We start from the raw sequence: 14,631 nt of genomic DNA on the forward strand, positions 1-14,631 counted from the left end.
TCACTGGAAAAAGTAAGTGGTGAAAAGAGGAAAAACACATGGATATTCAACGTACAGGGGACTTAAGGTTAATACAGGAGTTAAATCGATCGCTAATATTGGATACAATTCGTAAACGTGGTGCAATCTCAAGAACTGAAATTGCCAAAGCCATTAAGGTAAGTCCGACAACGGTTACATCTGCTGTAGCTGAGCTCATAAATGAAGGGCTTGTTTATGAGGATGGAGTTGGAAGTTCAAGTGGAGGAAGAAAGCCGGTATTACTTCGCTTTAATCCGAAAGCCCACTTAGTCATTGGTGTATCGATCACGAACTCTTGTATTAAAATTGCAGATATGGATCTTGAAGGAAACATTCTAAAAAAAGAAGTACACCCTACGAACAATTGCCTTGGAGATGAGATGATTCTGCTTTTATTAGGAATTGTTGAAAGCTTTACGAAGAATAAGACGGATCTTGAAAAATGCCAGGGGATTTCAATTATCACTCCAGGGATCGTGGATGCAAATAAAGGAGTCATTTCTTATAACTCAAAATTGAAACTATATAACGTTGAGTTGAAAAACATAATTGAGGAAAAAATTGGCTTACCTACTTTCGTTGATAATGACGCAAATGCATATGTCTTAGCAGAAAACTTTTTTGGATCATTCAGCCATTATAAAGATTTACTATATGTAACGATTGGTGATGGTGTAGGGTCCGGTATTTTAATAAATGGTTCGATTTATCGTGGTTTTCTTGGCAGCTCAGGTGAATTTGGTCATACAACTGTCGTTCAAGATGGGGTGAAGTGTGATTGTGGCAACAAAGGTTGTCTAGAAAACTACACTAATTGGCCGACCATATATTCAAAAATCGTATCCGCGATCATCACGACAGGTTCTAACACAATTATTAAAGAGCTTTCACAAAATGATTTAAACGAAATCAAACCAAAGACATTTATTGAGGCTATTAACCGTCAAGATGAATTGGCAGTGGAAATTTTGGAGGAGGTTGTGAAATACCTTTCTATTGCCGTAACAAATATTGTTCATATGTTTAATCCACAAGTTGTGATCTTAAGTGGAAGTATAGTACAAGATAATCCGCGACTATTAAAACGAATTAATGAAATGGTAGCAAATAAGGTGATTCCGGTATTAAAAGATCGGGTTAACATCCAAAGTACATCACTTGGCCCTGATTTTGAATTACTCGGATCGGCAGCTGTGCTGCTTCATGGAAAGTTTAAATTTGAAATTTCTTAATATATCTTAACCTTTAAGGGGGTGGTACTACTAGAATGACACTACATCTTAGAACAACAGGTCGTTTTTCAGCTTTACTCTGGTTTTGGTTTGTCAATCAAAGGATAAAAAGGGGTGCAGGGAAAAATGAAAAAGATAGTTAGTTGGATCGTGCTAACATTAATGATTATCTCTTTAGTAGCATGTAGTTCGAATTCTAGTAGTGGAAAAGATAAGAAAACGCTAGAGGTTGCATTATGGGATGAAAATGCAGGCGATGCAGTTGATGCCTCAATCGAAGCCTTTAAGAAAGAACATCCGGATGTTGAAGTAAATGTCACGTATACACCATTTGCAGAATATTGGACAAAATTAAAAACAAGTTTAGGGGGAGGAAGTGGACCAGATGTATTCTGGATGAATGGTCCGAACTTTTATCAATATTCAACACAAGGCTTAATTAAAAATCTTGAATCATTTATTACAGAAGATGCTTCATTTAACAAAGATACTTATTTCCCGGCTGTTGTGGATCTTTATTCATTAGAAGGAGAGTTATACGCTGCACCTTATTTTGTTGATGCTGTTGGTCTATTTTACAATAAAGAAATTTTTGACGAAGCAGGCGTAGAATACCCGGATGAATCTTGGACATGGGAAGACATAAAAACTGCCGGCGAAAAATTAACAAACCCCGACAAAGGCATATATGGCTATGCCGCACATACTGTATCAAGTCAGCCAGGTTACTACAACTTAATGCACCAAGCAGGCGGTTTTGTCATCAGTGATGACAAAACGACTTCAGGATTTAACACCCCAGAGGCTAAAGAAGCTTTCACCTTTTTAAAAGATTTACAGGATAAAGGTATATCTCCATCTACACAATCACAAATTGAAACAGAAGTTGATCAATTATTTATTTCCAATAAACTTGCAATGATACCGGCAATCAATGTTAAAGCCTCTACATATACGGAGGAATTAGGAGACTCTGTCGGAGTTGCACCACTTCCGGCAGGAAAGCAGGAAGCAACCATTGTCCATGGTATTGGCTGGGCAATGAATGAAAAAACAAAAGATGAAGACTTAACATGGGAACTAGTAAAGTATTTATCAAATGAAGATGGAAACCGCGTAATTGCTGAAACGGGTTTTTCAATCCCTGCGATTAAATCGATGAGTGATGTTTGGAAAGAATCATTACCATCATTGGATTTACAAGTCTTTATTGATGCTCAAGAGTCAGGAGCTGCTTATCCAGTATCAAAACGTACCGCAGAATGGCAAGATGTTGAAACAAAAGAAATCCAAGCAGCCTTTTTAGGTCAACAGACAATTGACGAGGCGTTAGAGAAAATTGGAACGGAAATGAATGCCATATTAGAAGAAGAACAAAAAGAATAATAGAGGTTTGAGAAGGGACTATCACATATGAAAATGGCTGAATCCCTTCTCAATCTAGATGTTTAATCTCTTCCCTTTATTGAATAAAGGGAAGAGAAAAAATCTAAAATGGAAGGAGAGATTTAGTTGGAAAATTCGTTAGCTACTGAGAAAAGACAGGAACCAGTACTACCTAAGGTGAGAAAAAAGAAGCCGAATAAAGAAGTATTATGGGCATATCTATTTATAGCTCCGATTGTTCTTGGCCTTTTCGTCTTTTATATGTTTCCGGCGATTGCGTCTTTTGCTCTCTCGTTTACGAAATGGAATGGCATTAGTACGGCAGAATATGTTGGGCTGGAAAATATCATAACATTACTAAATGATGAATCCTTTATTCGTTCAGTGCTCAATACGATCGTTTTTACGATTGTCTCTGTCCCGCTTTCTGTTATTTTTGCTCTTATTATCTCTTTGCTGCTGAACCAAAGAATTAAAGGAATGGTGATGTACCGTACGCTTTACTTCTTACCTGTTGTCACGATGCCTGTCGCAGTTGGAATGGTTTGGAAGTGGCTATATAACACGGAATATGGACTTATTAATTACATGTTAGGTTCATTAGGGCTTCCACAACCGTCATGGTTGTTTGATCCAAATATTTCTCTGGTTTCCGTTATTTTAGTATACGTCTGGATGACGGTCGGAAATAATGTCATTCTCCTTCTGGCTGGATTACAAGGAATCGATAAAACCTATTATGAAGCTGCACAAATAGACGGTGCTTCAAAAATAAAACAGTTTTTCAACATTACACTGCCTCTTATCACACCAACTTTATTTTTCGTATTCATCACAGGGATGATTAGCTCGCTCCAAGTATTTGATTTAATTTATATTATGATTGGGGAAAGTACGGCCCTGTTAGACCCATTACGGACAGTTGTATTCGGGGTATATGAAACAGGCTTTGAGTATTCACAAATGGGCATGGCTTCTGCGCAAGCTTTCCTCTTATTCTTAGCTATTCTGGCGGTTACAATCATTCAATTTGTCTTCCAGAAGAAGTGGGTCCATTATGATGGATAAAAAGGAGTTGTTAACAAATGAAATTAAAAATAGGTAATCATATTTTGCTGATATTCGGGGCATTTATCATGATTGTACCGTTTTTATGGATGGTTTCCACTTCGCTGAAAACATTTGGAGAATCTATGCAGGTACCGCCAACCATCTTACCGAAAGAATGGAAATTTGAAAACTATGCAGAAGTTTTTGAGAGTGTTAATTTTGTGAAATATTATATAAACACAATTGCTTTAACATTTGGCAGAACGATCGCACAGTTGTTTTTATGTTCGCTTGCTGCATTTGCCTTTGCACGATTAACATTTCCTTTTAAAAATACCATTTTTATCGCGATTCTATCTGTGTTGATGGTTCCTCCACAAGTTATTTTAATTCCAAATTATGCAATCTTAACACAGCTTGGTTGGATTGACACGTTTTATGCATTAATTGTACCTGGTATGTTTAGTGCCTTTGGTGTCTTTTTATTAAGACAGTTTTTTATGGGGATACCAAAGGAACTGGACGAAGCAGCAACGATGGACGGATGTTCATTGTTCGGTATCTACTGGAGGATCATTCTCCCGAATGCAACACCGGCACTCATTGCACTAGGTATCTTTACTATCCTTGCAGCATGGAACGATTTCCTCTGGCCGCTTGTGATGACTAGTTCTGAGAATATGAGAGTTCTTTCAGTTGGAATTGCTGCATTCCAAGGACAATATTCAACTGATTATCCGTTACTGATGGCTGGAGCTGTACTTTCAACAATTCCGATGCTAATCATGTTTATCTTGTTCCAAAAACATCTCATTTCCGGAATTGCCTTACAAGGTGTTAGAAGATAGGTTACTAGAATTGCTTAGGAGGATACAGATGAGCTTAGAGAAAAAAGATCTAGCAATCGGGGTGGATTTAGGAGGAACAAAACTATTAGTAGCGCTCATCTCGGTTGATGGTAAGGTAATCAGAGAACTGGAATGCAAAACGTCTATACACGATTCAAATCATATTTCATTTACTCTAGTTAACGCGATTACACAATTAATCGACCATGTAGATAGGAGTAGATTAAGAGGAATTGGCGTTGCTTCGGCGGGTGTCATAGATTCGAAGCGACAGAAAGTAGTCTATGCCAATAATTTAGGGTTGGAAAACTATCCGATTGGAGCCTTACTTGAAGGTCACTTTCACCTTCCTGTTCGTGTTTGTAATGACGCGAATTCCGCCGCCATTGCCGAATGGATTTGGGGTGCAGGTATTGGTAAAAGAAATCTTATCTATATTACCGTAAGCACCGGCATTGGAGCGGGAATCATTAGCGACGGCAAACTGATAACTGGAATCCATGATAGTGCCGGTGAATTTGGACACATCACCATCGTTCATAAAGGTGAACGGTGTGTATGTGGAAACAGAGGTTGTTTAGAGCGGTATGCTTCAGGAACAGCACTTGCAAGGCTGGCAAATCAACGACTAAAGAATTCCACCAGCCTGCTGCATGATCTTAAAACACGATCAACAATAACAAATAAAGAGATCGCGATAGCTGCTGAAAAAGGTGATTCTTTTTCGATCTCATTACTTCATGAAGTTGGTGAATACTTGGGAGCGGGTGTAACAAGCTTAATCCATTTATTCAATACCGAGGCCATCGTCTTTGGAGGTGGAATTATGAATATGTCTGACTTTATTCTACCAACAGTTGAAGAATATGTAAGGGGTAATAGTATCACTCAAATGAGTAGAGATGTTGTGATAAGCAAAACTGTGTTAGGGAAAAGAGCAGGTGTGATGGGAGCATCAGGTTTATTTTTTCTAAATGAAGGAACTGAACCAAGTATTAATGTGTAAGGAGAATTGTTTCATTTAAAAAGGTTAAAGGGGAGTTGCTTGTGTTTAAAACACTTGTTATTGGGGCTGGAACAATGGGATCCGTTCATGCTCAGGGCTATGAAAAATTAACAAACGTCGAGTTAGTGGGAATTGTTGACACTAATTATCCGAAAGCACAAAAGCTGGGAGAGCAGGTTGGGGCTAAAGCATTTCGTACATATGAGGAGGCAGTAGCAAGTATTGGAAAGATTGATGTCGTGTCCATTTGCTTACCGACCCCACTTCATAAGGAATACTTGATGAAGGTTGCTAATCAAGGCAGTCATGTTGTTTGTGAAAAGCCTCTTGCAAGAACGTTGTCAGATGCAAAGGAAATGATTGCCTACTGTCAAGAAAAGGATGTAAAACTTTTTGTTGGGCATGTTGTACGGTTTTTTCCAGAGTATGTTAAAACAAAGCAATTACTTGATACGAATAAAATCGGTTCTCCGGCGGTAGTCAGAACGTCTCGAGGTGGCGGTTTTCCAAATGCCTCAAATGACTGGTACGCTGATTTTAACAGCAGCGGCGGCTTGGTTTTAGACATGATTATTCATGATTTTGATTATTTAAGATGGTGTTTCGGTGAAGTAGAACGGGTATACGCGAAAAGTAGCAAAGGGCGTGTTTATTCAAGAGTAGAATATGCGCTCGTCACATTGAGGTTCAAAAGCGGTGTCATTGCTCACGTGGAAGGAACTTGGGCACATCAAACCTTTACAACGAAATTTGAAATCGCTGGTAAAAGTGGAATTATTGAATTTGATAGTTCAAAGGTTCAGCCTGTTGTGACTGGACGGAATAGCAGCAGTACAGGTGGTGTTGCCGTTCCTGAAAGTCCGTTAAAAGATAATCCTTATTTTATGGAACTGCAGCATTTTATACAGTGTATCGAGAATAACGAACAACCAATAGTAACGGCAGAAGATGCAGTGAAAGCAATGGAAATCTCTTTAGCTGCCTTAGAATCAATTGAAACAGGTAAACCTGTTGTCTTAAATGAGGAAAAAGTAAAGGAGGTTATTCGATGAAAGTCGGAATGATAAGTTTTGCCCATGGTCATGCATTCGGATACGCCAACGCATTACAGAAAATAAACGGAATTGAACTAGTTGGGATTGCAGACGACAATCAAGAGCGCGGAGAAAAGGTAGCTGCACAATTTCAGACGACGTACTTTGAGGATTACCGTGAATTATTAGATCAAGATATAGAAGCTGTTATTATTACCTCTGAAAACAGTCTTCATATCGAGCATGTTGTAAGTGCTGCCAGGAAAGGGATTCATATATTATGTGAAAAGCCACTAGCTTCAAAAGTGGAAGACGCGAAAAAAATGATCCAAGTATGTAAGGAAAACAATGTCATTCTTCAAACTGCTTTTCCGGTAAGATTTAACACACCAATCGTAAACGCAAAAAAAATCATTGATAATGGCGAGCTTGGGAAAATCATTGCGATTAAAGGAACAAATCGTGGAACAAATCCTGGAGGCTGGTTTGTCGATAAGGAAAAATCAGGTGGAGGTGCTGTCATCGATCACACGGTCCATGTCGTTGATGTGATTCGTTGGTATACAGGTGCAGAAGTAACCGAGGTCTATGCTGAAGTTGATCACAAAATCTCGGAGTATGATATTGATGATTGTGGCTTATTGACAATGGAATTTGATAATAACATGTTTGCCACATTAGATTGCAGCTGGTCCCGTAACAAAACCTACCCAACATGGGGAGATGTCACATTGGAGATCATCGGCACAAATGGTACGCTTGTAGTTGATGCCTTCGAACAGAAAACAGCTGTCTATAGTAATCAAGACGGTGCACAGTGGGATTTCTGGGGAGACAACATGGACGATGCGTTAGTCGCTGATTTTATTACAACCGTAAAAGAAAATCGGGTTCCTTCCATTACAGGTGAAGATGGTCTCAAGGCGTTAGAAGTAGCAATCGCAGCCTATGAATCTTCCGAAAAGAAACAGCCCGTATCTCTTGTTTAAAAAATTGTAAAGGTCATTTCTAGTTAAGGGGATGACCTCTTTTCATGAAGGGGTGGTTTTACATGTTAAAGGGAATCAATCAATGGTGCTATCCTGAAGGAACTCCACTTGAACAAGTATTTGAATATAGTCTCGATGCAGGCTTTGATGCAGTAGAATTAAATGTTTATGATGCTGGCGGTATAGGGCTAACAATGGAAACAACAGAAGAGGAAGCAAAGCAGATCGTAAAGCTTGCAGATACCTATGATCTAAAAGTGAAAAGTCTATCAACCAGTTTATTATGGAAATGTCCACTTAGTCATCCAGATGGAGCTATTAGGGAACAAGGTAGAAAAGTGGTAGAAAAGCAAATTCAATTAGCGGCTGTGATGGAAATTGATACCGTTTTAGTTGTCCCGGGCGTTGTAACAGAAACAATAACCTATTCTGAATGCTATGACCGCAGTCAGATTGAACTTAGAAAACTGCTTCCACTGGCAGAGAAGAACAACGTGACGATTGGGATTGAAAATGTGTGGAATAAGTTTTTACTTTCACCACTTGAAATGGTGAACTACATTGACGAATTAAATTCTGATTATGCTGGAGCTTATTTTGATGTCGGAAATGTATTGCAGTTCGGCTACCCGGAACAATGGATTCGAATGTTAGGGCATCGGATTAAAAGAATACATGTAAAAGATTTTAATACGTCTGTTGGAAACATTACCGGATTCGTCCCATTACTCGCAGGTGATGTCAATTGGCGCAATGTTATTGAAGCACTAAAAGAAATTGACTACAACGATACGATAACAGCTGAAATCACACCTTACAAACTTGATCCTCGACCTTTAGCTGTGGATACCTCACGAAATATGGAGTTCATTTTTAATTTGCAAGAATCGGTGACGAGTTAACGATGTGAACAGATGCTCTCTCTTTTAACCTATCTATCTAGCAGAGAGTTTTCTGTTTTTTTATTCCATGTAAAACTTTAAGGGGGAAGAATGATGTCAAAAGTAAAGGTTGGATTTGTTGGCGTAGGAGGAATAGCAGCTGTCCACATGCGAAACATGGCAAAAAACCCGGATGCAACGATTGCTGCGGTTTGCGATATTGCTGAGGAAAATGCACGACGAGCAGGGGAAGAATATGGTGCGAGTGCTTATACAGACTTTGATGTGATGCTTTCAAATGAGAACCTGGATGCCTTATTTATCTGTGTTCCTCCATTTGCACATGGTGACATGGAGGAGAAGGCAGCACACCTTGGGATTCATTTGATGGTTGAAAAGCCGGTAGGATTGGATATGAATTCCGTCGAGAAAAAGTTAGAAGCAATCAACGATGCCGGAATTCTATGTGCGACAGGCTATTGTTTACGTTACTTAGATACTGTTGCAATCGCAAAAGAATTTTTGTCAGGAAAAGAGATTGCCATGGTAAGAGGCTATTATTTAACATCCTTTGTCAAAACGCCATGGTTTAGGGAAATGGAAAAATCAGGCGGACAGCTTGTAGAACAGGCCACCCATATTGTAGATATAATGCGTTATTTAGCTGGAGATATCGTTTCGGTTTCTGCTGATATGAATCTACATGTCTTAAAAGATATACAGGGAATGAATATCCCTGATGTTTCATCTATTAATGTTACGTTTGCAACGGATGCGGTAGGACATTTAGATTGTTCCCTCACACAGCCCGATCACAGAATGGGCCTGGAGGTAATGGGAAATGGTTTCCGAGTGGAAGTGAATGGAACAGATGTAACGATCATTGATGGAGAAAAAACAACGACTTATTCGTCAAAGGTCGATTTCTATGAAATACAAGATCATGCATTTATTGACGCAGTCAAAACGAAAAATAAAGATTTCATTCTATCATCCTATGAAAATGGACTTAAAACACTAAACGTGACTCTTGCAGCTAATAGATCAAATGAAAAAGGTATAATTGTTCAATTATAATTCAGAAACGAAGTCTGAAATTTAATATGGTTTCAAATAATTCTTATCGAGACAGAAATTAGAGTTTAGAAGCAACTTAGAAGAGTTTTGACTGTAGAGTGTTCCAACACCGTACAGTCTTTTTTATTTATTGAACGAATATTTTATGTATTGACACTATTTTAAAGCGCTTACCTTAAAAAGTCTAAAGATAAATAGAGCATTTTCCACGTACTTTTAAAGAGTTGATTAAAAGAGAGAGAAGTAATTAAAGATTGATATAGGATATTAGATGTTTATTTAGTTTTATAACAACTTTTAGATTATTTTGATAAGTAGAACATAAATATAAACAAGGGAACAATAATAAAGGAAACTGTATCTTTTGGAACAATGTTTTTGTTATAAAACAACTTTTATAGTGAAAATATTTTATAAGGGCTGATAGCGAATAATAGAAAGCGATGTGGATTCCGGTGTTATTATTTTGCCTTAAAGTAATTATGCAATATATAACCTTCTTACTATTTCAAAACAAATTTTAAAATGTATATCCTTTACAGAAACTAAATAATAGATTGATATAAAGGAGAGAATTATATGGATATGTCAAATATAGCCAATGAAGAAATTGAGAGACTGGAATGGTGCAAGCTACCAGGTAAAAGGATACGTGCTGCAGGGTGTAATGCACGCCTTGGTGTTCATGGAGATAGTGTTCCTTTAGACCTCGTCCGGGTAACAATTGGAGGGCAAGAAGGCTTTGGTTGGTCCCGTATTAATGAGCAACGAGCACAGGAACTTTTAGGTAAAAAGGTTGATGAGTTATTTAATAATAGGGGAGAGGTAAGTCCCCTTCATTATGATATTGAATTTCCACTATTAGATTGGTTAGGAAAAATAAAGAACAAGCCTGTTTATAAGTTATTAATAGGTGACACAGATTTAAAAATAAGTGTTCCATGCTATGATACTTCTCTCTATTTTGATGACCTCCACCTCGAGGACGATGATGATGCGGTAAAACTGATTCAATCGCAGGCTTTAGAAGGAAAAGCACGGGGACATCGAGCATACAAAATTAAAGTTGGACGGGGAGCAATGCACATGCCTCTAGATAAGGGGACAGAAAGAGACATTGCCATTATAAATGGAGTTCGAGAAGCAGTAGGTCCTGAGGCTAAAATTATGATTGACGCTAATAATGGTTATAACTTAAACCTTACAAAATATGTTCTGAAGGCAACTGCCCATTCTAACATCACATGGATCGAGGAAGCCTTTCATGAAGATCCACCTCTTCTTGAAAATTTAAAGAATTGGATTCAAAATGAGGGATTGAATGTACTTGTAACAGACGGTGAAGGAAATTCCGCACCACAAATAGTTGATTGGGCGAAAAAGGGTTATTTAGATGCAATACAGTATGACATCCTTCACTATGGTTTTCATAAGTGGAAAAATTTAGGTCAGGAACTTGATAAAGCAAATGTATATACAGCACCACACAGTTATGGGTGTGTATATGGAAATTATGTATTGGGGCATTTAGCTCCACTAATTAAAGGTTTTTTATTCATCGAATGGGATGAAATAAATGTTGAAGGAATCGATGGTTCTAACTACATTATTAATGAAGGAAAGGTGGAAGTGCCCGATAAACCAGGATACGGTATTGAATTGGATCATCATTTTTACAGTAAAATGGTAGAAAAATCCGGATGGAAACTTTGTAAAAAACTTGTAAGGTAATTTCAAATAAAGATCCACACCTTTATTAAATAGGAGTGGATCTTTATTTACTTATATCAGTAACTTAAAAAAAATTTTAGAAAGTGAGTTTCATAAGTAAATCTTGTCTATAGTTTCAAACTTATGGCCGAAAAGACTAATTCCTCCAACGTGTTTGGCATCCTCCTTAATCCCTAAACGGAAACTGCAATAGGGAGCATCTTTTATAACATGTTTATTAATTGTTAGTTCGGAAGCTTTTTTTCCATTTATAAAAGTGTCTTGTTCGTAATCACAAATTTAGTCTTTAACATAGGACGTAATACCTTTTTAATTGTGTTATTCATATAGGATAACCCGTTTCTTTATGCTTATATAAAATAAAATTACTATAAAAATAACTGGGAGAAATACCTATTTCTGTATAAACAATCCCCATACTTTGGCATTATGTTCATTTTCTTCCAGTTGGTTTATAATTTAGAATATTAAAATAATTATTTATTTTCCTTAAAAATCAATATTATTTATCAGTAAAAGGTGGAGAGGTAAATGGGAAACGCCTGTTCTTCCTGGTTTATGTGCAGAAATCCTCGAGCTTTCCCGAAAATTAAGCTTTTTTGTTTTCCGTATGCAGGTGGAGGAAGTTCCATTTATCGACATTGGGACTTTAATGAGGATATTGAAGTGCATGCAGCCATTTTGCCAGGTAGAGAGACAAGATTCACTGAAATGCCTATTAGTCAAATGGATCTTCTAGTTTCCGAGCTTTCGTATGAATTTCGTGAATACTTATATACACCTTTTGCTTTTTTTGGACACAGTATGGGAGCGCTCATAGCATATGAATTAGCACATAAGATACAGCAAGACTATGGAATTTCACCTACCCATCTGTTTCTATCTGGAAGAAGTGCACCACAATTGGAGAATCAGCAACCACTCCTTCATAATATGCCAAGAGAGATGTTTCTTAAAAAGCTGCGATCTCTTGGAGGGACGCCAAAGGAAATTCTTGAGAACCCTGAGGCGCTTGAACTTTACGAACCTGTTCTTAGAGGAGATTTTAAACTTTGTGATACATATAACTTTATTAATAGAGAGCCATTAAAATGTCCAATGTCAATCTTAGGTGGCTATCAGGATAATCTTACTTCGATGGAAAGTTTGGAAAAATGGAGTGAATTAACTTCAGGTACAGTAGTGGTGAAAATGTATGATGGTGATCATTTTTTCATTCGCACTCAAGATGCAAAACTACAGCAGTATATCTACCATCGTTTGACATCTTTTTTATCGTGAAAAGCAATGAGTAAAATTAAAAAGTCAGATTCAACAAACATATTCGTTATTGACGTAGATGAAAATCATTTTGTGAAAATAACTTTTGAGGTTAATGTAAATGGAAATTGTTGCAGTACGAATTGAAGATGTCGATCAGTGCTTGTGTAATAGATTAAGTACCTACTTGAGTCCTGACAGGAGAAAAATGCTTCGTCACTTTAAGTTTCCCGAAGATCAATGGCGGTCGTTATTCAGTGAGTTGCTTGTTCGGACTTATGTGATGGAAAAATGGGGATTAAGTAATGACACGATCACTTTTGTTAAAAATAAGTTTGGAAAACCCGAAATAGCTGGATTTCCAAACTTACAGTTTAATCTATCACACTCAGGTCATTGGGTAGTAGCAGTCTTTGATGAGTTACCTGTTGGAATCGATATTGAAGAAATTGTACCAATTGATCTTGCAATAACGGATTACTGCTTCTCACAATTAGAAAAGACGCAATTAGATGAACAACCTGAAGAAAACACACTGGCGCATTTTTATAAGGTGTGGACATTAAAGGAAAGTTATATAAAAGCGGTTGGCAAGGGATTATCAATACCACCTCAGTCTTTTTCGATCGTTTTTGTTGATGAGAAAATTAGATTGCAGACCAGTTCTGACAATGAAAATTTGTGTTTTCATCAGTATGAAATTGATGACAGTTATGCGTTATCAGTTTGTGCCCGGACTTCCGTATTTCCTGAACAAATACATATGAAATCATCAAATGATTTAGCATTTCGTTTTCAAAATATAATCTCAAACTAATGGTTGTTAAGATATGGAGTGATAAGTGATGAGGAAAAAACTTCTGTTTGTGGAGTCTAATACGACAGGGACCGGAATGATCTTATTAAATAAGACGAAAATATGGGGGTATGATCCTGTATTTTTAACACAACGTCCAGATGTTTATGTGGGATTGAATGAAACAGGTTGCGAAATTATATCCTGTGATACAAACTCTGTTACTGACTTAATCCAAGTAATCAAATCAACCTTCACCTCTGAAGAAATTTCCGGAATCATGACGACAAGTGAGTATTATTTAACCATTGTTTCAGAACTAACTAAGATATTTGGTCTGCCTGGAAACCCTCCCGATGTATTGACCCTATGCCGTAATAAGTATAAAACACGGCTTGCTTTATCAGAGGCGAAAATAAAACAACCAATGTTTAGAGCAGTTCATTCTGTTGAAGAGTTACAGGAAGAAATATTAAATATCGGTCTGCCGTGTGTGGTTAAGCCTACAGATGAAAGCAGTTCTAACGATGTTCGTATTTGTGAAACAAAAGAAGAAGCAGTCAAACAATTCCACTTAATTATTAATAAACCTCATAATGCTCGTGGACAAGCACCTTCTAAAATTGTTCTTGTAGAAGAATTTTTACATGATCAAGAGTATAGTGTTGAAATGTTTACGTGGCAGGGTGTATCAAGTTGTGTTGGAATAACAGAAAAACATGTGAAAGGATATCCATATTTTATTGAATACAAGCATATCTTTCCTGCACGATTAACGAGTGATTTAGAGAGTGAAATCATTCAGACTGTATCAGCAGCATTAGAAGCGATTGGATTTGTCAATGGCGTAACACATACAGAGATAAAATGGACAAAAAAAGGTTGTGCAATTATTGAAATAAATGCCAGACCTGCAGGAGGAATGATTCCGGAATTAATTCAAGCTGTGACAGAAGTTGATTTGCTAGAATTGCAAACTAAGAGTGCAATCGGTGAAAAAACGCTTATCATCAAAATAAACCATACAGGATGTGCGGGGATTCATTTTATCGTTTCCGATCAACCGGGTGAATTAGTAGAAATTCTAGGAGTCGATCAAGTTAAGAATTTAGATGGAATACAGCAGGTTACTCTTACTTCAAAAGCAGGAGATCAAGTCCACGTTCCTAAAAATGCATCACATCGTCTTGGTTTTATTATTGCAAAAACAACTTCATATGAAGATACAAGTCTACTATTGGACAGAGCAATAAACATGATAAAGGTGGATGTGAAACAAGAACAACAGTCTCAATTAATCTCAAATCTCGATATATGATA

13 protein-coding genes are annotated in these 14,631 nt (G+C 37.3%); all 13 read left to right on the forward strand.

Going from position 1 to position 14,631, the window contains the following annotated elements; translation table 11 throughout:
• Window positions 1–38: 38 nt before the first annotated feature.
• The 13 genes from LC095_RS15165 to LC095_RS15225 all read left to right on the forward strand — a co-directional run bounded on the left by LC095_RS15165 (window position 39) and on the right by LC095_RS15225 (window position 14,629).
• Window positions 39–1,253, forward strand: coding sequence for an ROK family transcriptional regulator (locus LC095_RS15165; protein ID WP_226528943.1), 1,215 nt, complete (start codon window positions 39–41; stop codon window positions 1,251–1,253).
• A gap of 126 nt (window positions 1,254–1,379) precedes the next feature.
• The gene (locus LC095_RS15170) at window positions 1,380–2,639 is read left to right on the forward strand and encodes an ABC transporter substrate-binding protein (RefSeq protein WP_226528944.1); all 1,260 of its coding nucleotides are present in this window, start codon (window positions 1,380–1,382) and stop codon (window positions 2,637–2,639) included.
• A gap of 126 nt (window positions 2,640–2,765) precedes the next feature.
• The gene (locus tag LC095_RS15175; protein WP_226528945.1) at window positions 2,766–3,707 is read left to right on the forward strand and encodes a carbohydrate ABC transporter permease; all 942 of its coding nucleotides are present in this window, start codon (window positions 2,766–2,768) and stop codon (window positions 3,705–3,707) included.
• Window positions 3,708–3,724: 17 nt separating this feature from the next.
• Window positions 3,725–4,537, forward strand: coding sequence for a carbohydrate ABC transporter permease (locus LC095_RS15180; protein ID WP_226528946.1), 813 nt, complete (start codon window positions 3,725–3,727; stop codon window positions 4,535–4,537).
• A gap of 28 nt (window positions 4,538–4,565) precedes the next feature.
• Window positions 4,566–5,543, forward strand: coding sequence for an ROK family protein (locus LC095_RS15185; protein WP_226528947.1), 978 nt, complete (start codon window positions 4,566–4,568; stop codon window positions 5,541–5,543).
• Window positions 5,544–5,584: 41 nt separating this feature from the next.
• Window positions 5,585–6,595 (forward strand): Gfo/Idh/MocA family protein, encoded by a 1,011-nt coding sequence (locus LC095_RS15190; RefSeq protein WP_226528948.1) that lies wholly within the window; start codon window positions 5,585–5,587, stop codon window positions 6,593–6,595.
• The gene (locus LC095_RS15195; protein WP_226528949.1) at window positions 6,592–7,566 is read left to right on the forward strand and encodes a Gfo/Idh/MocA family protein; all 975 of its coding nucleotides are present in this window, start codon (window positions 6,592–6,594) and stop codon (window positions 7,564–7,566) included. Before LC095_RS15190 ends, LC095_RS15195 begins: the two co-directional genes overlap by 4 nt.
• Window positions 7,567–7,628: 62 nt before the next feature.
• Window positions 7,629–8,468, forward strand: a complete 840-nt coding sequence (locus LC095_RS15200) for a sugar phosphate isomerase/epimerase family protein (protein WP_226528950.1) — start codon at window positions 7,629–7,631, stop codon at window positions 8,466–8,468.
• 93 nt (window positions 8,469–8,561) lie between these two features.
• Window positions 8,562–9,524 carry a Gfo/Idh/MocA family protein gene (locus tag LC095_RS15205; protein WP_226528951.1) on the forward strand — a complete coding sequence of 321 codons (963 nt, stop codon included), beginning with the start codon at window positions 8,562–8,564 and terminating at the stop codon, window positions 9,522–9,524.
• Between the two features lie 579 nt (window positions 9,525–10,103).
• Window positions 10,104–11,255 carry an enolase C-terminal domain-like protein gene (locus tag LC095_RS15210; RefSeq protein WP_226528952.1) on the forward strand — a complete coding sequence of 384 codons (1,152 nt, stop codon included), beginning with the start codon at window positions 10,104–10,106 and terminating at the stop codon, window positions 11,253–11,255.
• A 558-nt stretch (window positions 11,256–11,813) separates the two neighbouring features.
• The gene (locus tag LC095_RS15215; RefSeq protein ID WP_226528953.1) at window positions 11,814–12,536 is read left to right on the forward strand and encodes a thioesterase II family protein; all 723 of its coding nucleotides are present in this window, start codon (window positions 11,814–11,816) and stop codon (window positions 12,534–12,536) included.
• 100 nt (window positions 12,537–12,636) lie between these two features.
• Window positions 12,637–13,332, forward strand: coding sequence for a 4'-phosphopantetheinyl transferase family protein (locus LC095_RS15220; protein WP_226528954.1), 696 nt, complete (start codon window positions 12,637–12,639; stop codon window positions 13,330–13,332).
• Between the two features lie 28 nt (window positions 13,333–13,360).
• A complete protein-coding gene (locus LC095_RS15225; RefSeq protein WP_226528955.1) occupies window positions 13,361–14,629 on the forward strand; it encodes an ATP-grasp domain-containing protein in 1,269 nt (422 codons plus the stop codon).
• Window positions 14,630–14,631 lie beyond the last annotated feature (2 nt).

This window comes from Metabacillus niabensis (assembly GCF_020524345.1).
GTDB lineage: Bacteria > Bacillota > Bacilli > Bacillales > Bacillaceae > Metabacillus > Metabacillus niabensis_B.